Here is a 22,768-nt window from a genome sequence, read left to right on the forward strand (position 1 = left end):
AGAAGCTGTCGGCCGGGATTTCACCGAGAATTCGGCTTGCCGCGCTGAACGGATGACGGTGCGTCCGGCGGCCGCGCAAAAAAATTCCGTCCGAAGCGGCGCAATCTCGGCCCGCCATCGGCAGCGCCTAGCAAAATATTACGAAATTCGCCGTTAAACATGTCGAGACGGAGATACAGTGATGGCGATGCGCGAGAGAGGCGACACCGTGACGACAGGCGTGCCCGGCGACCGACGTACCAACAGGCTGATCCACGCGGTCCGCTCCATGCTGGGTGGCGAGGACACCGACGCGGCAGCGCCGCCGGACCGCAGCGGTCGCGATCTGTTCGAACGGATCGGCGTGTTCCTGTTCACCAATCAGCTGGAGCCGCTGCCCAGCCACTATGAGCTTGCCCATGCCTATTGCCTCGGCTCCAACAGCCGGCTGCGCTTTGCCGTTGACCGGGCGATCGAGCGTGATGGCCGGCTGACCGACGAGGTCGCCGAGGCGATCCTGGCCGAAACTCGCAGCGAATTGTCGGCCGAGGCGCTGTCGAAGCTGATCGACGAAGCGCAGCTCGGCCTTGCCAGCATCGCGGGCGTGGTCAAACAGTCGGGTGCCGACGCCCAGGCCTATGGCGAAGCGTTGGAGGACAAGGTCGCCGGCCTGGCCCGCCGGGATGGCGAGGAAGGCAGTGACCAGAGCCTCGCCGCGCTCGTCTTCCTGACCCGTGCGATGATCGAGAAGACGCGCGAGGCGGAGCGCCAGTTGCGCCAGACCGGCAAGCGAATTTCCACCCTGCGCAGCAGCCTGGTCGAAGCCAAGCGCGTCGCCGAGAGCGACCCGCTGACCGGCCTCGCCAACCGGCGCGCGTTCGAAAGCCAGCTTGCCCGCGCCGTCCACGAAGCGCGCGGCAACGGCAGTCCTCTGGCGCTGGCGTTCTGCGACATCGACAATTTCAAGAAGCTCAACGACACCCACGGCCACGAGGTCGGCGACCGGGTGCTGAAATATGTCGCACGACTGCTGTCGGACATCTCGAACGACGCCTGTCACGTCTCGCGCCACGGCGGCGAGGAGTTCGTTATCCTGTTCGAAGGCAAGACCGCCGACCAGGCATTCGAGATAATCGACGATGCCCGCCGCACCCTCGCCGCGCGCCGCCTGGGCCTCAAGGATTCGGGCGATCCGATTGGCCAGGTTACCTTCTCCGCCGGCGTCGCCGAACTCCATGACGACGAGAACGGCCGCACCATGTTGCGAAACGCCGACACCGCGCTCTACCGCGCCAAGCGCCACGGCCGGAATCAGGTGCTGATGGCGGAAGGGTCCGGCACCGGCAGATGACGGCGCCGGCGCTAGTTCAGGCTTCGCCCTGCGTCTCGATCAGCGCGGCGTCGATCGCCTCGCGCGGGCTCTTGCCGCCCCACAGCACGAACTGGAACACCGGGTAGAAGCGCTCGCATTCGTCGATCGCCGCCTCGACCAGTGTTTCCGCTTGGTCGAGACCAAGCGTCGCGCCGTCATTGCCAGCGAGCAGGGCGGCATGGCGGAACAGCAGGATGCCGCTGTTCACCCACAGCTCGAAATGGCCCAGCCACAGCTGCTCGTTGACCAGCCCGATCGCTTCGTACAGCGTCGCGCGCTTGTCGTCGGGGACGCGGATGTCGGGCATCGCCAGGAACTGGAGGACATGGTCCTCCTCCCGCCACACGCCGCGCAGCTCGTACTTGCCCCAGCTGCCCTGGACATGGGCGACGATCTCGTCGTCGCCGCCGCGCTCGCAGCTCCAGCCACGCGCGTCGAAATAATCCTCGAGCATGTCGATCGGGGCGGCTTCGTCGCCCGGCGTGTCCTCGAATTCGTCCAGTGTCATCCGGCGTCAGCCGCCTCATTTCGCGCCTGCCGCATAGCTGGCCCGATCGCCGCCGCCGGGCAAGCCTGCCGCAGAAAAAGCTGTGGATAAACGGTGGGGCGTCTGTGCATGAACAGGTGCCGGCCCGCGCCTGCCGTGGCAGGCGGGACGGTCAGCTTGCCTTGCGCGGTGCCCGCTTCGACGCCGGTTTCCTCCCGTCTGCCGCCGCTTCCAACGCGTCAAGCCGCACGCGAAGCGCATCCGCCTCGTCGCGGGCAGCGGCGGCCATCGCCTTCACCGCCTCGAACTCGTCGCGGCTGACGAAATCCAACCCGCCGATCCATTCGCGCGCGCGCTCGCGCGCCGCCGCCTCAGCCTCACGGCCGACGCCGGCGATCGTCCCGGCGAAACCGTTCACAACTTTGCTCAGGTCGTCGAACAAGCGATTCTCGGATTGCATCGCGATCTCCTTCAGACCCGTATGTTGGTAGAGGCGGCCGGCTCGACAAGCTCTCCCGCCCCCGGATTCATCCGATCGATGCTGAAATTCAGCGCGGCAGCGAAGGCCAGCCAGGCGACATAGGGCAGGAACAGCCAGCCGGCGAGCGCCCGCACCCGGCTGAACTGAGCACCGGTGGCAATGGCGGCGGCGAGCAGCGCAACGATCAGCCAGAAGGCGGCGCCTACCTGATGCAGACGGAAGAACAGCGGCGACCAGGCCAGATTCAGCGCCAGCTGGACGACGAACAGCGCGATCGCCAGCCCGCGCCCGGCCGCGCCCCGCGCGTTCAGCACCACCGCCAGCGCGACACCGATCAGCGCGTAAAGGATGGTCCAGGCGACCGGGAACAGCCAGTCCGGCGGCATGAACGCCGGCAGCGCCAGTTGCTGGAACCAGTAGCTGCTGGTGCCCGATCCGGAGAATTGCGCCGATGCGAAGCCAAGCAGCACCACCCCCGGCACCGTCACCAGTGCCCGGCGCAGCAACGCCATGCGTATCTGCGACTGTGACGCGATTTCCCCCATATGGCCCCTCCGCTTGCACAACTGCTGCACAAATGCGCGACGCCAAGGCGCCACCCCTGCCGACGGGGCTACCGGCGGCAAACGGCCTTGGCAAGCAGTGAGCGCGCGCCGGGCTGTCCCGTTTTTACGACGGGGGCGGGGACTAAATCTGATCGGCCCAAGCTGAATCAAGCGCGGCGCCGACTCCACGGCATGCGGTTCAGCCGGCGTCGCGCTCGGCGATCAGCGCCATGATCTCGGCGCCCAACTGCAGATCTGGCATGTGGCCAAACGCCTGGCGGCGCAGCCGGCCCTGCCGATCGACCAGAATCAGCGTCGGCGTCCCTTCCATGCGATAGGCTGCCATCGTCACCGGCATGCCGCGCCCCTGCGGCGACGGCCGGTCGATGCCGACCGGGAAAGTATAGCGATATTCGCGCAGGAACGCCTCCAGCGCCGAACGCGGGCCCTGCGTCTCGTGATGCTCGAACACCGTGTGCAGGCCAAGCACCGCCACACCCGTCCGGCCGAACTGCTCCTGCACCCGCGCCAGTTGCGGCAGCGCCATCTGGGCACAGCCGGGACACAGCATCTGGAACGCCTCGATCACCACCACCCGGCCGCGCAGCTTGGAAAGGCTAAGCGGCTCCGGTGTATTCAGCCATTCGGTGACGTCCAGTTCCGGCGCGGGGCGAAAATCCGCCATGTCCCTCTCCCTGCCCGGCAGCGGGCGTTCACGGCTCGACGGCGAACACCGTGGTCTCGACATAACGCTCGGCAGCCGGGTCGAATAGCGCCTCCGGCTGGAATGTCTGGGCGGTCAGCGCCAGTTCGCTCAACCCGGCGAGTTTGAATGCGCCAAGCTTTATCTCGCGCGGGCGACGCCCGTCACGCTCCAGCGTCACCGCGTCGACGAACAGGTCGTCGTGGCGAGTATAGAGGATGTGCGGCGCCAGCTTGAAGGCGGTGCGGTTGTACGTCGCCATAATGCATTTGCGCAGCGCTATCGCCTCGAGCAGGAGCTTGTTCGGTTGCATGAGTCGAGAATGGCCGATCGCCGCCGCCGGATCAACGGTTTTTGTGCATCGCAACATTGCGCCGCGATGGGTTGCGGGTTGGCAAAGGGGATGGTGCCGGTGCCGCTCAGGCGCCATCGTCCCCGTAATACAGCTCGCCGATGCGGATTTCGTCGCGGCCCTGCGCCACCCGGTGGGCGTTGGTGTCGCGCAGCGAATAGACGCAGCCGCAATATTCCTGCTGGTAGAAATGCTCGCGCTTGGAAATCTCGATCATTCGGCTGGCGCCGCCGCCCTTGCGCCAGTTGAATGTCCAGTAGGTGATGCCGGGGTAGTGCGCCGCCGCCCGCTCGCCGCAGTCGTTGATCTGCGCCATGTTCTTCCAGCGTGAGATGCCGAGCGAACTGGTGATGACCGGAAAGCCGTGCTCGTGCGCGTAAAGCGCGGTGCGCTCGAACCGCATGTCGAAGCACATCGTGCAGCGGGCGCCGCGTTCCGGCTCCCACTCCATGCCCTTGGCGCGCTTGAACCAGTTGGCGGTATCGTAATCGGCGTCGACGAACGGGATGCCGTGCTTCTCGGCGAAGCGGACATTCTCCTCCTTGCGGAGGATATATTCCTCCTTCGGGTGGATGTTCGGATTGTAGAAGAAGATCGTGTAGTCGATGCCGCTTGCCGTCATCGCCTCCATCACCTCGCCGGAACAAGGTGCGCAGCAGCTGTGTAGCAGCACCTTGGCGGCGCCGTCTGGCGGGGTCAGGACCGGGCGCTGGATGTCGTTCATCGCGCCGCTTTAGCGGCGGCGGCGAGCAGGCGAAAGCCCCGGCGGCAACCCCGCCGCAGACCGACTGCGCCGGACGCTGTTGACCGTCGTTGGCGCGGTGCCTATAGGCCGCCTCCGCACAAGCCCGACGGGGCGGAGTAGCTCAGCTGGTTAGAGCAGCGGAATCATAATCCGCGTGTCGGGGGTTCAAGTCCCTCCTCCGCTACCAACGTCCTCATTGACAGGCATATCGCCCCCGGGGGCAGCCCTCTCGCATCCAGCGCGGGTTCAGGCGCCGGCGGTGCTGGCGAGGCGTTTGAGGCGGGCTGGTTCGCGGATGGCGACGGTGCGCCGGCCGCTCAGGGCAATCACGCCGCTGGTCCTCAGCCGGGTCAACTGGCGGCTGACGGTTTCGATGGTCAGGCCAAGCACGTCAGCGATCTGGGCGCGGCCGAGCGGCAGGTCGAAGACATAGCCGGCAGCGGGGCCGCTGCCCGGACGGCGTGGCAGGCGGTGCCCCAACTCCAGCAGGAAGCCGGCGACTTTTTCGCTCGCGCTGCGTCGGCCGAGCGTCAACATCCGCGAACGCGCATCGTCGAGCGCGGCCATCGTCCGCTGGAGCAGCAGCCGTTCCAGTGCCGGGTGATCGGCCAGCACCTCCACGAAGCCCTCACGCGGGTAGACGCACAGACTGGCATCGGTCAGCGCGGCGAAGGTCAGGCTTGCTTCTTCGGCAAAGGGCTGCCCGACGAAATCGCCGGGGAACAGCAGGCCGACGATCTGCTCGCGTCCGTCGGCGGTAGCGGTCGCCATCTTCAGCACCCCGGAGACCAGGTTGGCGCAGACGGAACTGCTGTCGCCGGCCCAGATCAGCGTCTGGCCGCGCGCTAGCGGCCGGGTCCGGCCGATCGCGCTAAGCGCCGACAATTCGTCGTCAGCCAGGCTGGCACACAACGCCTGATCCCGCACCAGGCAGGCCGCGCAACGCTCGTCCAGATGAGGTTCGACATAGACCATACCGCTTCATGCCAGATCGCCTATGGCTTGTCAGCGCCCGCCCGGCTAATGATTTGACCTAGGTCAAATACACCGCTGTTGGCTTGGGCTAGGCGTCGGCCGCCCAGCCACCTGAAACGATGCGCAATTGGGCACCGGAGCGATGACGAGATGGTCTCTGAACTGACAGTCGCCGAGCGCGAGCGCGCGATGGGGATAACGGGTCTGCTTGCCCTGTGCGGCATGATCATGGCCATTGGCGGCAGCAATGACCCGCTCGGTGTCCACGGCTTCATCGTGCTGCTGTTCGCGGTCGCGATGCTGTTCGTGGTCGCGTCCGGCTATTTCGCGCCGGAGCCGCCCGAATCGCGGCTGCAATCCTATTACGACAGCCCGACCAAGGCCGGCATCGTAATCGCCATGGTCTGGGCGGTGTTCGGCATGTTCATCGGCGACTGGGTCGCCTGGCTGCTCGCCTATCCCGAACTGACCTTCGACGCGGCCTGGGCCAGTTTCGGCCGCCTGCGCCCGGTCCACACCACAGGCGTCATCTTCGCGTTCGGCGGCAATGCGCTGATCGCCACATCTTTCCACGTCATGCAGCGCACCTCGCGGGCGCGGATGCCGGATCAGTTCAGCCCCTGGTTCGTGCTGATGGGCTATAACCTGTTCTGCATTCTTGCTATTTCCGGCTACTTCATCGGCATCACCCAGTCGAAGGAATACGCCGAGCCGGAATGGTACGCCGACGTCTGGCTGGTCATCGTCTGGGTCACCTATTTCATCCTCTACATCCGCACGCTGATGCGTCGCAAAGAGCCGCATATCTACGTCGCCAACTGGTATTATCTGGCGTTCATCCTGGTCGTCGCCATCCTCCACATCGTCAACGGGCTGGCGGTGCCGGTGTCGTTCCTCAGCGCCAAGAGTTATTCGCTGTTCTCCGGCGTGCAGGATGCGATGACCCAGTGGTGGTACGGCCACAACGCCGTCGCCTTCTTCCTGACCGCCGGCTTCCTCGGCATGCTCTATTACTACCTGCCAAAGCGGGCGGAGCGGCCGATCTACTCCTATCGCATGTCGATCGTCGGCTTTTGGGGCATTACCTTCTTCTACATGTGGGCCGGATCGCACCACCTGCACTTCACCGCACTGCCGCAATGGGTGCAGACGCTGGGCATGACCTTCTCGCTTACCCTGCTGGTCCCATCGTGGATCGCGGCGGCGAACGCGCTGCTCACCCTGAACGGCGCGTGGGACAAGGTGCGTGACGACGCAACGCTGCGTTTCATGATGATCGCGGCGGTGTTCTATGGCCTGTCGACTTTCGAAGGGTCGTTCATGGCGATCCGCGCCGTCAATTCGCTGTCGCACTATACCGACTGGACGGTCGGTCACGTCCATGCCGGCGCGCTCGGCTGGGTGGCGATGATCATCTTCGGCGCCTTCTACGCGACGGTTCCGTCGCTGTGGAAACGCAAGCGGATGTATTCGCCGGCGCTGGTCGAGGTCCACTTCTGGCTCGCGCTGGCCGGGACGCTGGTCTACGTCTTCGCGATGTGGAACTCAGGCATCATCCAGGGCCTGATGTGGCGCACCTATACCGAAAGCGGGACCCTCGCCTATTCGTTCACCGACACGCTGGTCGCGATGCATCCATACTATATCGCGCGCGCGGTCGGCGGCCTGCTGTTCCTGCTCGGCGCGATCGTCGGCTGCTACAATATCTGGATGACGATCCGCCACGACGCCGAGGCGCCCCGCGCCACCGGGCAGGAAACCCCATTGCCGGCGGCGCCGGCGCCCAGCCTCCAGCCGGCGGAATAAGGCCCCATGTTCTCCACCCACTACAAGCTCGAACGCAAGTCGATCGGCCTCGCCCTCGGCATCATGCTGGTCGCCAGCATCGGCGGCCTGGTCGAAATCGCGCCGCTGTTCACCATCGACGAAACGGTCGAGGCGGCACCGGACATGCGAACCTACACGCCGCTCGAACTGGCCGGCCGTAACATCTACATCCGTGAAGGCTGCTATGCCTGCCACTCGCAGATGATCCGCACGCTGCAAGACGATGTCGAGCGCTACGGCCCCTATTCGCTGGCGGTCGAATCCAAATACGACCATCCAATGCTGTGGGGGTCGAAGCGGACGGGGCCGGACCTCGCCCGTCTCGGCGGCAAATATTCGGATGCCTGGCAGGTCGCTCACCTGATCAATCCGCGCGATGTCGTGCCGGAATCGGTGATGCCGGCCTATGGCTGGCTGGCCCGCAACCGGCTGCGCACCGACGATCTCGGCAAGCATCTGGCAACCCAGCGCACGGTCGGCGTGCCCTATACCGACGCCCAGATCGCCAATGCCGAGGCCGATGCGCTGGCTCAAGCCAATCCGGACGGCGACGGCGTTGACGGCCTGACCGAGCGTTACGGCAAGGCGACCAACGTCCGCAGCTTCGACGGCGACAAGCAGGTGGTGACCGAAATGGACGCGCTGGTCGCCTATCTCCAAATCCTCGGCAAACTGACCGACGCCGCGCACAAGCCGGCGCCGGCAACAGCGGAGGCGTCCACGAAATGATCTTCGACCACCATACCCTGGTCGGCTTCGCCAAGTCGGTCGGCCTGTTCTACCTGATCGGCCTGTCGCTGGCGGCGCTGGCCTATGCGCTGTGGCCGTCGAACCGGGAAAGGTTCGACCGCGCCGCCAAGGCCATTCTCGAGGATAGTGAGGACACACCGTGTCTGTAGGCGAGCGCGATCCGCTGACTGGCCATATGACCACCGGTCACGAATGGAACGGCATCAAGGAACTGAACACCCCGGTGCCCTGGCCGGTCTGGTTCTTCCTGATCGCGACGGCGCTGTTCGGCATCGTCTACTGGGTGTTGATGCCAGCCTGGCCGACGGGGCGCAGCTATACCAAGGGGCTGCTCGGCGCCGACGCGCGCAGCGCCGTCACCGAAAAGGTCAAGCAGGCCCAGCTCGAACGCTCCGAATGGACGCGCCGGATCGCCGGGCTGGATTATGCCGCGATCCAGGCCGATCCGCAGCTGATGCAGGCGGTGCGCGAGCGCGGCCACGTGCTGTTCGGCGACAATTGCGCCGCCTGTCACGGCGCCAACGCGAAAGGCGGGCCGGGCTATCCCGACCTGGCTGACACGGACTGGCTGTGGGGCGGCACGCCGGACGCTATCGCGCACACTATCGCCTACGGCGTCAACAGCGGCCATCCGGAAGGCCGGGTCAGCCAGATGCTGGCCTTCGGCCGCGATCAGATCCTGACCAATGATCAGGTACTCGCGGTCACCGACTATGTCCGTTCACTGTCCGATCCGGCGGTAGCCAAGCGCGCAGCCCGCTCGGTTGCAGCGGGCAAGGCGGTGTTCGACGCCAACTGCACCGTCTGCCACGGCGACGACGGTCGCGGCAGCCAGGCGCTCGGTGCGCCGAATCTGACCGACAAGGCGTGGATCTTCGGTGGCGACATCAGCGCCATCTACACCAGCATCCACAACGGTCGTCAGGGCCAGATGCCGGCATGGAACGAGCGGCTGAGCGACACCGATCGCAAGATCCTGACGCTCTATGTGCTAGACCGGGCGGTGGCCAAATGAGCCTGTCACGGCCCGTGGTGCTAGCCGTGCTGGCTGTAGCGGGTCTGGTCCTGCTCGCCGCCAACGGTCATCTGATCTATGTTGCACTGACCACGCAGCCGGATTGCGTCGCCCATGTTCGCGCCGACAGCGCGGGGCCGACGCCGGGCCGCTTCGCCGCGGCCAAGCCGTCCTGCTGAGGGCCGGTCAGAACGGGAGAGCATGATGGTTGTTATTCCGCCTACCGTCCCCCCGCTGCCGCGGGAACGCAGCCACGACCGCAATCTGCGGCCGGGCGATGCATTCGGCTGGCTTGGTGCCGGCTGGCGGGATCTATGGGCCAATCCGGGGCCCAGCCTCGCCTACGGCCTGTTCGTTTTCCTGCTGTCGCTGGCGATCACCCTCGGCCTGGTGTTGCTGCAATGGGATTACATCCTGTTCCCGGCGCTGGCCGGCTTCATGGTGGTCGGTCCGTTCCTCGCGCTCGGCCTGTACGACAAGAGCCGGCGGCTGGCACGCGACGAACCGGTGTCGCTGGCTGGCATGATCACGCCGCAGATCGCGTCCGGCGGGCAGATCCTGTTCACCGGCGCGCTGCTCTGCCTGCTGATGATGCTGTGGATGCGGGCGGCGGTGCTGCTGTACGCGCTGTTCTTCGGCGTCCGGCCCTTCCCCGGTCTCGATCATATCGCCCAGATGCTGTTCACCACGCCGGTGGGCGGGGCGATGTTGATCGTCGGCAGCCTGATCGGCGGCCTGTTCGCGGCCTTCTCCTTCGCAATCTCCGCCTTTTCGATCCCGATGATGCTTGACCGGCAGATCGACGCGCTGACCGCGATGGGCACCAGTTGGATGATGGTGTGGCACAATCTGCCGGTGATGCTGGCTTGGGGCGCGATCGTCCTCGCGCTGTTCCTGTTCAGCCTCGCTACCGGCCTGGTCGGGCTGGTTCTGGTGTTCCCGCTGCTCGGGCACGCGACATGGCATGCCTATGAAGCGGTGCGATGAGCCGCGGCGGCGATGAGCTGCTGCTCGCCAGCCGCACCCTTTCCGACGGTCTGCGGCAGAACGAGTTGGCCGTCCCCGGCATTCATTGCGGCGGCTGCATCCAGCGGATCGAGCGGGCGCTGACCGCCCTACCCGGTGTCGCCCACGCCCGCGTCAACCTGTCGACCAAGCGCGTCACCGTGCGCTGGCGCGCCGCCGACGGCCCGCCGGCCGTGCGCGAGACGCTGGAGGGGATGGGGTATGATGCCCACCTCCAGCACAGCGCGGAGGACCGGCCCGACGCAACGCTCGCCGCACTGATCCGCGCCCTCGCCGTCGCCGGATTTGCGGCGATGAACATCATGGGGCTGTCGGTGTCGGTCTGGTCGGGCGCCGCTGGCGAGACGCGCGACCTGTTCCATTGGATATCGGCGGCGATCGCGCTGCCCGCCCTCGCCTATTCCGGTCGGATTTTCTTCGCCTCCGCCTGGCGCGCCCTGCGCCGGGGGCAGACCAACATGGACGTGCCGATCTCGATCGGCGTGCTGCTCGCCTTCGGGATGAGCCTGTACGATACGCTGCACCACCAGCCGCACGCCTATTTCGACGCGTCGATCTCGCTGTTGTTCTTCCTGCTGATCGGCCGCACGCTCGACCACGTAATGCGAGAACGGGCGCGCACCGCGGTCAAGGGGCTGAGCCGGCTCGCCGCCTATGGCGCGATGGTCGTGGGAGAGGACGGCAGCCAGCGCTACACCCCGACCGAAGACATCGCGCCGGGCATGACGATCCTGCTCGCCGCCGGAGAACGGGTGCCTGTCGACGCGACGGTGCTGTCCGGCCGGTCCGACCTCGACTGCGCGCTGCTGACCGGCGAAAGCGCGCCGCAAGCGGTCACCGCCGGATCAGTGCTGCGCGCCGGCACCCTCAACCTGACCGGGCCGCTGACCATCCGCGCCGACGCGATCGCTGACGATTCCTTCCTGGCGGAAATGATGCGGCTGATGGAAGCGGCGGAATCGGGCCGGTCCGGCTATCGCCGGCTGGCCGACCGGGCAGCGCGGCTCTACGCGCCGGTGGTGCACAGCGCAGCGCTGCTCAGCTTCATCGGCTGGATGCTGGCGACCGGCGACGTCCACCGCGCCATCACCGTCGCCGTCGCGGTGCTGATCATCACCTGCCCATGCGCGCTTGGCCTGGCCGTGCCGATGGTCCAGGTCATCGCAGCGCGGCGCCTCTACGAACGCGGGATCATGATGAAGGACGGTTCGGCGCTGGAACGGCTGAGCGAGGTCGACACCGTGCTGTTCGACAAGACCGGCACGCTGACGCTCGGCAAACCGACCTTGCGCCACGACGGCGTCGCGCCGGAGCACCTGGCGGTCGCCGCCGCGCTGGGCGCCCATTCGCGCCACCCCTATTCGCGCGCGCTCGCCGCCTTCGCCGGCGGCCTGTCCCCCGGCTTCCACAGCATCGTCGAGAAACCCGGCCTCGGCCTGGAAGCGATGGCCGACGGCGGCGCATGGCGGCTCGGCCGGGCCGGATGGGCAGTAGGCGGCGAAGGCGAAGGCCATGACGCCGGCGACGCAGCTGAAACGCTGCTGACCCTGAACGGTCGTTTCGTCGCCGCCTTCCGCTTCGACGACGATAGCCGCCCCGGCGCCGCCGACGCGGTGGCGGCGCTGCGCGACGCCGGCCTGTCGCTGGCGGTGCTGTCCGGCGACCGCGCGGCACCGGTCGCGCGGCTGGCCGGGTCGCTCGGCATCGCCACCGTCCACGCGGAGATGCTGCCCGGCGAGAAGACCGCCCATATCCAGGCGCTCGCCGGGCGGGGCCATAAGGCGCTGATGGTCGGCGACGGGCTGAACGATGCGCCCGCCCTCGCCGCCGCCCACGTCTCGATGACTCCGGCGACCGCCGCCGATGTCGGGCGGCAAGCCGCCGATTTCGTGTTCCTGCGCCCGGATCTGGATGCAGTGCCTTTCGCCTTCGCCGTATCCGTCGCCGCGCGGCGGCTGGTGCGGGAGAATTTCGCGCTGGCGGTGGCCTACAACCTGATCGCGCTGCCGGTCGCGATCGCCGGCTTCGTCACGCCGCTGATCGCCGCGCTGGCGATGTCCGGCTCCTCGATCCTGGTCGTCGCCAACGCGCTGCGCCTGCGGCCGCGCGCGCCGCGCGCCGGTCGGGCGCGACCCGAAACCGCCGGACAGCATCGCTTTGCGGCGGCCGCGCGATGAACATGCTGTGGCTGCTGCTGCCGATCTCGATCGGCCTCGGCGGCCTCGGCCTCGCCGCTTTCTTCTGGTCGCTGCGCTCCGGCCAGTACGACGACCTGGACGGCGCGGCCGAGCGCATTTTGTTCGACGACAGTGATCCGGAATAGCCGGGATCAGAAGTCGATCGACGCCGACGCCTTGAAGGTGCGCGGCGCGCCCTGCAGCAGGTCGGGCCGGAACGTATCGAACGCCGACGCCCAATAACGCTTGTTCGCGACGTTATCGACGCTGAACCGCAAGGTCAGCGGCTTGTCGGCAACCAGCGCGACATAGCGGGCGCCAAGGTCGAACCGCGTCCACGACGGCAGCGTCAGCGTATTCGCCTCATTCGCCGCCTGCTCGCCGGTATGGACGACGCGGCCGGTCAAGGTGAAGCCGCGGGCGAAGGGCAGGTCCCATTCGACGTTGGCGTTGACCAGATATTCGGGCACGCCCGGCGCGTCATTGCCTTGATTGACGCCGCCGAGGGTCCGGCGCAGCTTGGCATCGACCAGCGACGCGCCGGCGATCAGGCGTAGCCCCTCCGCCAGTTCGCCGTCCAGGCTGAGTTCGATGCCCTTGTTCCGCTGTTCGCCGAACAGGCCGTAGATCGCCCTGGTCGGATCGGCCAGGTCGGTCACCGCCGACGGGCGCGGCCGGTCGATCTGGAACAGCGCGATCGATGCGTTGAACCGGCCGGTGCCGTATTTGGCGCCCAGTTCATATTGCTTGGTCTTGACCGGGGCGAACAGCGCGCCGGAATTGCTGACCGCCAGGCCGCCAATGCTGGCGGGCGCGGCATCCGGCTTCTCAAAGCCCTGCATCCGGTTGGCGTAGAAGGACAGACCGTCGACCGGCTTGACGACCAGGCCGAAGGCCGGAGTTACCGCATCCTCGTTATATTCGCTGATCAGGTCGCCGGCGCTGAACGGCACCGGATCGAAGATCGTGCTGTCGTTGGCCGCATAGCCCTTCGCCCGGATCGCCTGCAGACGCAGGCCGACGGTGATCAGGATACGGCCGTCCCACAGGCCGATCGTGTCCGACGCGAACAGGCTGGTCAGGCGGGTGCGACTGATCGGGAACGGATCGTCGAGATCGCCGCCGACCAGCGCGGAACTCGGGATCGCGACCGGCGTCGCATTATAGAGGTTGGTGTCGAAGCCCGCAAAGCCGGGACCATACAGGAAATCATAGGCGTTGCGATTGACCTGCCAGTTGATCGCCCCGCCGAAATTGATCTCATGGGTGATCCGTTCGCCCAGCTTGACGCGCAGCCCGGCCTGCGCCGCTTCGTTATTGTCCGTCCGCGGCACATACAGGGCATTGCCGTTGGCCGCGCCGGTCACCGCGTCCAATATGGTGATCCCGCCGTAAATGCCGTCTTCCGCCCCGTCCCGCGCGCCGAACGAAGCATAGAGCATCGCATTGTCGGCGATGTCATATTCCGCCTTCGCGATGCCGAAGACGTCGCGCAGCGTCGTGTAGGTCCACGGCTGCGCGTAATTGCTGTCGGCGCCGGGCACGCGGGGAATGACCGTCGTGCCGAGGGTGACTTTGGGCCGTAACCCCCTGACCTTCACCCGCTGATAGCCCAGGTCGAGCGACAGCCGCAGCGGGCCGCCGTCGTAATCGAGCGCCCCGCCCAGCGTGTAGACGCTGCGGAATTCATCATCAACCGAGACGTCGCCGGACCGCGCCACGCCGTTCACCCGTACGCCGACGGCGCCCGCCCGGCGCGCGACGTCGAAACTGCCGCCGATATGCGCGTCCGAGGCGTAGTTGGCGGTCAGGCGGGTCAGCGGCCGCACGCCGGCGCGCTTGGGCATCAGGTTGACGCTGCCGCCAAGCCCGGAGCCGGACGGCGCGGCACCGTTCAGAAAGGCGCTGGCGCCGTTCAGCACCTGCACCGAGTCATAGAGTTCAGGCGCGATCAGCTGGCGTGGCGCGATACCGTAAAGGCCGTCGAGGCCGACATCGTCGCCGAACAAGGCGAAACCACGAATGATGAACTGCTCCGCCGCGTTGCCGAAGCCGTAGGACGTGCGGATCGACGGGTCGTTCTCCAGCACCTGGCCCAATGTCTGCGGCTGCTGGTTCAGAATCAGCGCGCTGTTGTAGCTCTTGACCGCGAACGGCACGTCCTCCGCCGCCTTGTCGCCCAGTATGCCGAGGCTGCCGCCGCGCACGACCTCCGTCTGATTGCCACGTTGCGCGGTGACGATGATGTCGTCCTGCGCGACGGCGGGGGCGACGAGCGCCAGCGCTCCGGCGGCGGCGGTCAGCCCGGTCACGGCGTGTCGGCGAAACATGGTCACGATAGAGTCCCCTTTTTTCTGGTTGCGCGGCGTTGCGCGCTGTCTGGTTCCGATGGTCCGGCCCGGTGACGTGCCCAGGCGACGGCCGCGGCCGGCACGGCCAGCCCGACCCACGACGCCATGTCGCGCAGGCCGTCGCCGGTCAGCGCCGCGACCAGCCCAAACAGGCTGACCGCCGCGATGACGGTCGGCACGGCGAAGATCGCGCGTTTGGACTGGCGCCGCTTCATTCGGCCGGCACCGCCAGGCCGCCGGTCTCGACTTCCAGCACCCGCGTCTCCAGCGGCGCACGATGGCGGCCGAGCCAGAGGTAAAGGCCGGAGCCGAGCACGACGATCGTGAACAGGGTCAGCGCCGCCCACAGCATCTTCAGCGGCAGGCCGCCGTAATCGCCGAAATGCAGCGGCTGCGAATAGGTCAGCGCCAGCGTGTACCAGGGCATCGGCCGCACGTCGGTCAGCTGTCCGGTCTCCGCGTCGATCAGCGCCGGGGTCAGCGCGCGCTCGGTCAGCGGCGTCGTCCCCTGGAAGAAGACGGCGTAATGATGCTTGCTGCTGAACGCGCCGCCGGGAAAGGCGATGAATTGCGGGTTGTTGCCGGGAATGGCCTTGCGCGCCGACGCCATCGCGGTGTCAAGCGAGCCGTAGCGCGCCGGCGGCAACGCCGAGCGCCCTTGATAGGCGCGGGTCATCTCGGCCAGTTCGTTCATCTGCCAGAGCTGGATGATCGGCGTCGCCAGCGCGTTGATCACGCCGGTCAGTCCGACGACGGTCATCCACGCCAACGCAACGATGCCGAGCAGGTTATGATAGTCGAGCCATTTGAGCCGGGTGCTGCGCGTCCGCCGCAATGTACCGAAGCGGAGCTTGCGCATGAACGGCGCGTAGAGGACGACACCGGAAACGATCGCCGCGACAAACAGGAGCCCCATCGCGCCCAGGAACAGCATGCCCGGCAGGCCCAGGAACATGTCGGTATGAAGCTGCAGCAGGAACGGCATCACGCCCTGTTCGTCGACCTTCCCCGCCGGCGTCCCGGTTGCCCGGTTGAAAAGCTGGATGGTCATGTCGCTGGCCGGCGAATCCGGGCGCGGCGCGGTGGTGACGGTCAGCACCGGCGATTCATTGTCGAACGCCATGAACACCGGTACCTCGCCGGGCCGGGCGGTGAGTGCCTTCGCCAGCATCGTGTCGAGCGGCAACAGCCCCGGCCCCTCGCCCGACGAGGGGAGGCCGGCCATCTTTACCTGCTCGCCGGTCAGCGCATCGATCTCGTCGTGGAAGATCAGCGGCAGGCCGGTGACGCACAGCATCAGCAGGAACAGCGTGCAGACCAGGCTGGTCCATTTATGGACCAGGTACCAGGCACGGATCGAACGCGTGTTCACGGGGGTGGAGCATCTCTGCTATTGCGAGTAATTCTCACCGCGCTCTATACCCCCGCGCCGGGGTTGGCAATGACGCTGCACTGCGAAGCAGAATTCGTGCACCGCCGACGGTCACACGGCGCCGGGCGTCGGCGTCAGCCGCGGATATTGCGGCGCAGGCTAAGCGTGCCGTCGGGGTTCAGCGCCTGCCGGCACGCCCAGGCAAGCGGATGACGGACGCCCTTCACCTCAAGCTCCGCCTTCAGCCGCAGGCCCTGCCAGTCCCTGCCTTCAGGCAGCATCAACAGCGCCTGCCGGATACCGGTCGGCCGCGGATAGCCGGGGTCGACGCAGCCGCTTATCAGCACCGCTCCGGTGCCGTCGAGCACACTCAGCCGGACGATGCCGGGCACCGCCGCGACCCCGTCATTCGCCAGGCCGACGACCAGCCCGGTTGCCCCGCTCCAGTCGAAGGTCCAGACGAAGGCGGGATAGACCCGATAGCCGATCCGCCGGGCCATTCGGTCGATCGGCTCGGGATAGGCCTCGTAATAGCTGAGCACGTTCGCCGCCGCGATGTCGTGCCAGTTCCAGACTGACCAGTAATTGGCACCGACGGCAAGGACATGGGCGATGATCTGCTCGTTGAGCGCAACCCCCTCGTCGATACCTAACCGGTCCGGCGTGCCCCGCGTCATGCCGACTTCGCTGACCGCGGCGATCCACGGCGGGCGGTTGCTCAGCGCCTCGATCTGCGTGTTCTCGATGAAGATCGTGTCGCTGCGAATCCAGTCGTGGCCGCGAACGGTGCGATCGAGCATCCCCGCATTGCCGACATGGTTGAAGTCCGGCTGGGTGTTGGTGACGAGCGGTGTCCGGGTCCAGCAAGCGCGCTGGACTTCCAGCATCGCCAGCCACGTCTGCTCGGCCACCCGGTCGCTGGGGAAAACATGGCCCTCATACGGCCAGCTATGCCCTTCACCCCAGAAGCCGTACATCATCGTGTCCATGTATTCGACGTCAGGGCTGCCGTTCAGTTCGTCGGCGAGCAGTGCGTTCAGCTCCCGGAACGCCGTCTGATAGGCGGGGTGGTCGTAGCGCGGCAGCGCGTGGCGCTTGCGGTGGCGGATCTGCGACCGGTCACCTGGCCAACGTCCGGCCAGCGGCACATAGGGCACCTTGTCCATCAGAAAGGCCGGCATCCCCGGCTCGGCGAAATCCGGGTTCTCCAGCATGATCCGGAAACCGATGCGCTTGCCGTACTGGCGGGCGAGCGCGAAGGTGATCCGCCACCAGTCGGGAAAGTCGAGCCGGCCGGGCCGCTGCTGGATGTCGCGCCAGTTGGGGCGAATATAGACCTTCTGGGTGAAGGGCAGGCGGATGATGTCCTCGATTGCCCGTTCCAGCGACTGGCCGGGCAGGCGCGGCGGCCCGATGTCGCCGGAGACATAGGCGGTCAGCCCCATGCCGAAATTGGGTACGGCGCCACGCGCCGGGGTGGTCGCCATCACCACCTCGCCGCCCGGCGCGACCGCATCGGCGCCGTAGTTGGAGAACGGCCCCTGATAGAGACGGTCGGCCACCGCCGGCGCCGCTCCCCAGTCGTAGCTTTCCCACAGATGCTCCGGTATCGCGGCGCGGCCGGGCGCGGTGAGTGCCACCCCGGCCGCTCCGGCGCCGGCGCGAAAGAAGCCCCTGCGGTCCATCGCGCCGGGCCGCCCGCCGATCAGAACCGGCCGCGCACGCCGAAGAAGATGGTGCGGCCCGAATATTCGTACAGATCCGGGACGTTCCGGTAGGTATTGAAGCGCTTGATCGCCGAGCCGAGCAGATTCGATCCTTCGACATAGACCTGGAAATGCTCGGTCAGATCGTAAGCCAGGCTGGCCGACATTTCATGATACGGATCTTCCTTGATCGGCAGGTAATCGATCAGGTTCGCCTGCGCCTGGGTATAGCGCGACGCGTAGTTGTACGAGACCTGGGCGTGGACGCCGTGATTTTCGTAGAACAGCTTCAGGTTGGCGGAAAACGGGATGGCGCCGGGCAGGTCGGTGGTGATCGTTCCACTCTTTGCGCGCGACCGGTTGTAGGTCGCGTTGGCCTGGATGCCGAAGCCATTGTCGAGGAAATACTGGCCGCCGACCTCGACGCCGAACACGTTTGCCGAATCGCCGTTCATCACCTCCACCCGGGTAAAGTCGAAAGTCGGCGGTGCGCCCGCCGGCTGATTGGTCGGCGTGATCGTCACGGCAACCGGCGCGCTGGTCACGAAATCCCGGATCTTCTTGTAGAAGACCGCACCGGTCAGTGCGAAGCGGCTGCCGGCGTAATATTCGAGCGACAGGTCGAGCTGATCGGCGGTAGTCGGTTTCAGATTGGGGTTACCGGCGTCGAAGATGATGAAGGTGCCAGACGACGCGTTGGTCGCGTCGCTGGCCGGGGACAGCTCGCCGAAGGTCGGGCGGGCGATCGCCTTCGACGCGGCGAAGCGCAGGCGCAGCCTGTCGGTCAGGTCATAGGCGAAGTTCAGCGCCGGCAGCAGCTTGGTGTAGTTGCCGCCGCCGTCGACCAGCACCGAATCGTTGAACTCGACGGCATAGTCGGCGGTATTGCCGGGGCGCTTGACGATGCTCTTCAGTGTCGTCGACCAGCCTTGCGAGCTGACATGGGTGTTGACGATGCGCAGGCCGATGTCGCCGCGCCAGCGCTCGCCGCTCAGGTTCATCTGCAGGTAACCCGCCCAGGTCCGCTCCGAAATACGGAAGGATTGCGGCAAGTCCGGCGCGATGATCTGCTCGGAATAACCGGGCGGGTAAGGCAGGCCGGTATTGATGTCGATCACCGCCGGGTTGGCGTCGGCGCGGGGCAGTGCGGCCAGATAGGTGTCGATATCGAAAATCGCAAAGTTGCGCGGGAAGTTTCCGGCCCGCTTGCTGAGCAGCCGGCGGACCGGAAACGGCCGGACGACCTGGGCGCCGATATCGCCGAAACTGAACGGATAGCCGCAATAGTTGCACTCGGTCGCCAGGTTGTCGATCACCGTGTCGTTCTTCTTGCGATCGGTCCACGACCCGCCGAACGCGATCGACTGCAGGATCCCGGCGTCGGTGGTCCAGGTCGCGTCGAACTTGGCGCCGCTGGTCCTGTCCTTCAGATTGTCCCCGCTGATCCCGATATAATGGGTGCGGTAATCGTCGTCGGTCGCCTGATCGAGGCTGCGGTCGCCCGGAATGGTGATCGCCAGGTCGGGCAGCCCGCCGCTGCGGGTAGCGAACACGCCGCGCGAATCGAGGATACCGGCGACGACGAAGCGGCTCTTGCCGCCCGAATTGCGCGTTGCCTCGCCAGTATAGCCGTCGATCGCCACCTTCAGCCGGTCGGTCGCCTCCCAGTCGATATGCCCGCCGAACTGGTACGTATTGACGGTGCGCGGTTCGTCGGTGGTCAGCACCTCCGCCACCAGGTCGTGCAGCGCAAAGTCGGTGACGACATTGTTGGCGTCGACCTTCACCGACCCCGCTTCCCATTTGACCGGCGAATCGGGGTCGTTGCGCGGCGCCAGGAAGTTCGACTGGCGGTAATTGTGCTCGATGTCGGAATAACGGCTGTACAACCCGTCCAGCGTCACCGTGATCCGCTCGCTCGGCCGCCATTGGTAGGAGCCGGAAACGCCCAGCCGTTTGCGTTCGCCGAGCACGACGCCGTTCGAATAGAAATCCGGCCGGATATACTGGGTGCCGTCGGTGTCGATGACGCCGTTGTCGTTATAGTCGAAATCGGCGTCCTCCTCAGTCTCGCTCGCCGGGGAGTATTCACCCAGATTGTCGGTGCGCAGCTTGTAGCGCGAATAGGTGACGGACAGCAGCAGGCCCATCGTGTCGTCGGCGAAGGTGGTGCTGATCACGCCGCTCGCCTTGTAGCCGGCCTTACGCGACAGGTCGTTATACTGCCCCTCGATCGAACCGGACATGTGCAGCCCCGGCCGGTCGAGCGGCCGGGCAGTGCGCAGGTCGACATTGCCGCCGATGCTGCCCTCCAGCGATGCCGCCTGCACCGCCTTGATCACCTCCGCCCCGGAAATCATCTCGGACGGCAAAACGTCGAACGCGAAGGAGCGGTCGGTCGAATCGGTCGGCAGGATGCGGCCGTTCAGGGTCGTGATGGCAAACCCTTCGCCCAGCCCGCGCACCGTGATGTTGCGTCCCTCGCCGCGCCCGTCGCGGCCGACGGTGACGCCGGGGATGTTGCCCAGCGCCTCGGCGACATTGCGGTCGGGGAACTTGCCCAGTTCCTCGGCGGAGATCGCATCGACGATCGTTGCGGCATTGCGCTTCGCCTCGATCGAGCGCAGCAGGCTGCCGCGCACGCCACGCACGACGATATCCGGCTCGTCCGCGCCAGGCGGCGTGTCGGGCGGAGCGGCCTGGGCCATCGCGGTCGACGACAGCAGCAGTGCAACACCGCTGATTCCCGTCAGCATGGAGATATGCTTCAAGCCAGCCAGGTTCATGCCCCACTCCCTCTGTCCTTGCGACAAGCGGCGCATCGCAAGGCATTGTTTCGATTTACATCTATATTGCTAATACGTCGATTTACCTGATGTCAAATCGAAATTAAACGAAACTTATGACTGTAGATTGATTGCGGTTTGGCGAACTGATAGGGCTTGGCGCCAGCCGGAGGATGAATGCGCGTGCCGAGAACACGGGATACCAGCGAGAGACGTCAGCAGATCAGCGCCATGGTCCGCCAGCGCGGCAGCGTGCAGGTTGCGCCGCTCGCCCGCCAGTTCGGCGTGTCGATGCAGACCATCCGCAAGGACCTGCTGTTCCTTGGCCAGCTCGGCATCACCGAGCGCTCCTACGGTGGCGCGATCCTCGCCAGCGCGGTCAACGTGACCAGCGAACCGGCGCTCGACGCGAAACGCGCCGTTCACACTGATGAAAAGGCGCGGATCGGCGCGCTGGCGGCGGCGATGGTGGCGTCGGGGGATTCGATCGTGCTCGATTCCGGTACCACCGCCCTGCAGATCGCCCGCCACCTGCCCGATGACGAGGAGATCACCGTCGTCACCAACGATTTCGACATACTGGCGGCACTGACCCAGAAGAACCGGCTGAACGTCGTCATGCTCGGCGGGGCACTGCGGCGCAAGAACATGGCCTTCTACGGCGCACAGACGATGCGCGCACTCGACGACCTGCATGTCGACAAGCTGTTCCTCGGCGTCGACGGTTTCGACGTCGAACGCGGGATCACCACCCATTACGAGCCGGAGGCTATGTTGAACCGCAAGATGGTGGAGGCGGCGCGCCAGGTTATCGTCGTCACCGATGGGTCGAAATTCGGCCAGGTCTGCCTGCATCGGATCATCAACCTCGACGGTGTCGACGATCTGGTGACCGACGGCGATACCCTGCCCGAAGGGATCCGCGCCGCCGCCGATCGTTTCGGCTTCCGCATCCACTGCCCGAACTGAGGCCGGCGCGCCCCGCGCCTATTTGCGGCTGAGGAAGATGCGGCGTGCATTGCCGTAATAGATCTTGTCGATCACCGCGCGCGGCAACGCCAGCCCCTTCACCTCCGCGTCGATGTCGGCGATCCGCTGGGTGAGCGGCGTCGCCAGATAGCGCCAGTCGGACCGCCAGGCATGATCCGCCTCGCCGGCCAGGCCGTCGTCGCCGATCGGCGGATTCTGCGCCGGCGCGCCTGGCTCCGGCGGGTTGTCGGCGATGTCGGTGCCGTAGAGCAGCCGGTCCTGATATTTGACGAAGAAGGCGCGGACCTTCTCGTAATCGGCATTGGATTGATACTGCACCTGCGTCATTCGCGCCGCGAGGTCGACATTGGCGTTGGGAAAGCGGTCGAGGAACTGGGCCAGCCGGTCGACGCTCCATTCCAGGCTCGCCATATGCGCGCCGACGAACGACAGCTTCGGGTGGAAGGCGACAAAGCGGTCGCGCGCCGCCATCAGCATCTCGTATCCCGGCTCCTCCGGGTGCAGGTACATGTAATATTGCGGGTGATCGCGGAAATAGCTGCGGTCGTTGTCGGTCGTCATCTGGTCCAACGGCAGCCAGCAATTCTTCGGCTCGCCCTGGTGGGCGATCAGCGGCAGACCGATCTTCTCCAGGTGGGCGATCACTCCGTCGAAGCGCGGATCGTCGAGAAAGATCGGCCGGCCTTCGTCATCCTTCGCGACCATGCCGATATTCTTCCAGACCTTGACCGCCACCGCGCCCTTGGCGACGGCGGCGTCGATCGTCGCGATCGCCCGCTCCGTCCAGCCCGGCTCGCCGAAACCGGCCATCGAGAAGGCGGTGGCGAAATGGAAATGCGCCGGGTCGGCGGCATGATGCCCCTCGACCGCCTGCGCCTGCACCGACAACGGCGGAAAATCGGGGTAGTCGACGTTGATCGACAGCAGTTCGAACCCGTCCTTGCGCGCGACGTTGCGAAACGTCGTCCGTGCGACATTGTCGTGAACATGGGCATCGAGCTTGGCGACCCGCACGAAATCCGCCTCGGTATAGCTGCTCTGCGCCTGTGCCGTCGCCCCCGACAGCATCAGCACCGCCGCGGCCGACAACATGACGGAAACCGATAGGTGCGCCATCACCATCCTCCCC

The 22,768-nt window shown here is 66.2% G+C and carries 23 protein-coding genes and 1 tRNA gene; 11 read left to right on the forward strand and 13 right to left on the reverse strand.

Annotated elements, in window-relative coordinates; genetic code table 11:
• Positions 1–181 precede the first annotated feature (181 nt).
• Positions 182–1,330 (forward strand): GGDEF domain-containing protein, encoded by a 1,149-nt coding sequence (locus E4A53_RS00900; protein WP_136161223.1) that lies wholly within the window; start codon positions 182–184, stop codon positions 1,328–1,330.
• Between the two features lie 16 nt (positions 1,331–1,346).
• Here the strand turns inward: E4A53_RS00900 and E4A53_RS00905 are convergent, their stop codons facing one another.
• The 6 genes from E4A53_RS00905 to E4A53_RS00930 form a co-directional block, all read right to left on the reverse strand.
• Positions 1,347–1,859 carry a type III secretion system chaperone family protein gene (locus E4A53_RS00905; RefSeq protein WP_136161224.1) on the reverse strand — a complete coding sequence of 171 codons (513 nt, stop codon included), beginning with the start codon at positions 1,857–1,859 and terminating at the stop codon, positions 1,347–1,349.
• A gap of 151 nt (positions 1,860–2,010) precedes the next feature.
• Positions 2,011–2,298: an accessory factor UbiK family protein gene (locus E4A53_RS00910; RefSeq protein WP_136161225.1), complete on the reverse strand. Its 288-nt coding sequence runs from the start codon at positions 2,296–2,298 to the stop codon at positions 2,011–2,013.
• Positions 2,299–2,309: 11 nt separating this feature from the next.
• Positions 2,310–2,864, reverse strand: a complete 555-nt coding sequence (locus tag E4A53_RS00915) for a TspO/MBR family protein (protein WP_136161226.1) — start codon at positions 2,862–2,864, stop codon at positions 2,310–2,312.
• A gap of 199 nt (positions 2,865–3,063) precedes the next feature.
• Positions 3,064–3,549, reverse strand: coding sequence for a TlpA disulfide reductase family protein (locus tag E4A53_RS00920; protein ID WP_136161227.1), 486 nt, complete (start codon positions 3,547–3,549; stop codon positions 3,064–3,066).
• A 28-nt stretch (positions 3,550–3,577) separates the two neighbouring features.
• Positions 3,578–3,880, reverse strand: a complete 303-nt coding sequence (locus E4A53_RS00925) for a hypothetical protein (RefSeq protein ID WP_136161228.1) — start codon at positions 3,878–3,880, stop codon at positions 3,578–3,580.
• A 106-nt stretch (positions 3,881–3,986) separates the two neighbouring features.
• Positions 3,987–4,643, reverse strand: coding sequence for an epoxyqueuosine reductase QueH (locus E4A53_RS00930; RefSeq protein WP_136161229.1), 657 nt, complete (start codon positions 4,641–4,643; stop codon positions 3,987–3,989).
• A gap of 131 nt (positions 4,644–4,774) precedes the next feature.
• On the opposite strand from E4A53_RS00930, the gene E4A53_RS00935 reads away from it, so the two are divergent.
• A tRNA-Met gene (locus tag E4A53_RS00935) sits at positions 4,775–4,851 on the forward strand.
• A 59-nt stretch (positions 4,852–4,910) separates the two neighbouring features.
• Here the strand turns inward: E4A53_RS00935 and E4A53_RS00940 are convergent.
• On the reverse strand, positions 4,911–5,639 hold the full coding sequence (locus tag E4A53_RS00940; protein WP_136161230.1) for a Crp/Fnr family transcriptional regulator: 729 nt from the start codon (positions 5,637–5,639) through the stop codon (positions 4,911–4,913).
• 150 nt (positions 5,640–5,789) lie between these two features.
• Here E4A53_RS00940 and ccoN point away from each other — a divergent pair, with 150 nt between their 5' ends.
• From ccoN to ccoS, 8 genes are read left to right on the forward strand one after another with little or no spacing between them, the layout of a single operon-like run.
• Positions 5,790–7,445: a cytochrome-c oxidase, cbb3-type subunit I gene (ccoN, locus tag E4A53_RS00945; RefSeq protein WP_136161231.1), complete on the forward strand. Its 1,656-nt coding sequence runs from the start codon at positions 5,790–5,792 to the stop codon at positions 7,443–7,445.
• A 6-nt stretch (positions 7,446–7,451) separates the two neighbouring features.
• On the forward strand, positions 7,452–8,195 hold the full coding sequence (gene ccoO, locus E4A53_RS00950) for a cytochrome-c oxidase, cbb3-type subunit II (protein ID WP_136161232.1): 744 nt from the start codon (positions 7,452–7,454) through the stop codon (positions 8,193–8,195).
• A complete protein-coding gene (locus E4A53_RS00955) occupies positions 8,192–8,365 on the forward strand; it encodes a cbb3-type cytochrome c oxidase subunit 3 (protein ID WP_136161233.1) in 174 nt (57 codons plus the stop codon). The genes ccoO and E4A53_RS00955 overlap by 4 nt, the downstream gene beginning before the upstream one ends.
• Positions 8,356–9,231, forward strand: coding sequence for a cytochrome-c oxidase, cbb3-type subunit III (gene ccoP / locus E4A53_RS00960; protein ID WP_136161234.1), 876 nt, complete (start codon positions 8,356–8,358; stop codon positions 9,229–9,231). Before E4A53_RS00955 ends, ccoP begins: the two co-directional genes overlap by 10 nt.
• The gene (locus tag E4A53_RS00965; RefSeq protein WP_136161235.1) at positions 9,228–9,410 is read left to right on the forward strand and encodes a hypothetical protein; all 183 of its coding nucleotides are present in this window, start codon (positions 9,228–9,230) and stop codon (positions 9,408–9,410) included. Before ccoP ends, E4A53_RS00965 begins: the two co-directional genes overlap by 4 nt.
• Before the next feature lie 22 nt (positions 9,411–9,432).
• Positions 9,433–10,218, forward strand: coding sequence for a DUF2189 domain-containing protein (locus E4A53_RS00970; RefSeq protein WP_239018071.1), 786 nt, complete (start codon positions 9,433–9,435; stop codon positions 10,216–10,218).
• On the forward strand, positions 10,215–12,434 hold the full coding sequence (locus tag E4A53_RS00975; RefSeq protein WP_136161236.1) for a cation-translocating P-type ATPase: 2,220 nt from the start codon (positions 10,215–10,217) through the stop codon (positions 12,432–12,434). The genes E4A53_RS00970 and E4A53_RS00975 overlap by 4 nt, the downstream gene beginning before the upstream one ends.
• On the forward strand, positions 12,431–12,580 hold the full coding sequence (ccoS, locus tag E4A53_RS00980) for a cbb3-type cytochrome oxidase assembly protein CcoS (RefSeq protein ID WP_136161237.1): 150 nt from the start codon (positions 12,431–12,433) through the stop codon (positions 12,578–12,580). Before E4A53_RS00975 ends, ccoS begins: the two co-directional genes overlap by 4 nt.
• Positions 12,581–12,586: 6 nt before the next feature.
• Here ccoS and E4A53_RS00985 read toward each other — a convergent pair whose 3' ends face one another.
• The 5 genes from E4A53_RS00985 to E4A53_RS01005 form a co-directional block, all read right to left on the reverse strand.
• A complete protein-coding gene (locus E4A53_RS00985; protein ID WP_136161396.1) occupies positions 12,587–14,764 on the reverse strand; it encodes a TonB-dependent receptor in 2,178 nt (725 codons plus the stop codon).
• A 2-nt stretch (positions 14,765–14,766) separates the two neighbouring features.
• Positions 14,767–15,000: a hypothetical protein gene (locus E4A53_RS00990; protein ID WP_136161238.1), complete on the reverse strand. Its 234-nt coding sequence runs from the start codon at positions 14,998–15,000 to the stop codon at positions 14,767–14,769.
• Positions 14,997–16,157, reverse strand: a complete 1,161-nt coding sequence (locus E4A53_RS00995) for a PepSY-associated TM helix domain-containing protein (RefSeq protein ID WP_136161239.1) — start codon at positions 16,155–16,157, stop codon at positions 14,997–14,999. The genes E4A53_RS00990 and E4A53_RS00995 overlap by 4 nt, the downstream gene beginning before the upstream one ends.
• Before the next feature lie 134 nt (positions 16,158–16,291).
• Complete coding sequence (locus tag E4A53_RS01000) at positions 16,292–17,842, reverse strand: hypothetical protein (protein ID WP_136161240.1); 1,551 nt, start codon at positions 17,840–17,842, stop codon at positions 16,292–16,294.
• Between the two features lie 20 nt (positions 17,843–17,862).
• Positions 17,863–20,649, reverse strand: coding sequence for a TonB-dependent receptor (locus E4A53_RS01005; RefSeq protein WP_168694271.1), 2,787 nt, complete (start codon positions 20,647–20,649; stop codon positions 17,863–17,865).
• Between the two features lie 183 nt (positions 20,650–20,832).
• Here E4A53_RS01005 and agaR point away from each other — a divergent pair, with 183 nt between their 5' ends.
• Complete coding sequence (agaR, locus tag E4A53_RS01010; protein ID WP_136161242.1) at positions 20,833–21,618, forward strand: transcriptional repressor AgaR; 786 nt, start codon at positions 20,833–20,835, stop codon at positions 21,616–21,618.
• 18 nt (positions 21,619–21,636) lie between these two features.
• On the opposite strand, the gene E4A53_RS01015 is transcribed toward agaR, so the two are convergent.
• The gene (locus E4A53_RS01015) at positions 21,637–22,755 is read right to left on the reverse strand and encodes an amidohydrolase family protein (protein WP_136161243.1); all 1,119 of its coding nucleotides are present in this window, start codon (positions 22,753–22,755) and stop codon (positions 21,637–21,639) included.
• Between the last annotated feature and the right edge of the window lie 13 nt (positions 22,756–22,768).

Origin of the sequence: Sphingomonas flavalba, assembly GCF_004796535.1 — a bacterium.
In the GTDB taxonomy this organism is placed as follows: Bacteria; Pseudomonadota; Alphaproteobacteria; order Sphingomonadales; family Sphingomonadaceae; genus Sphingomonas_L; species Sphingomonas_L flavalba.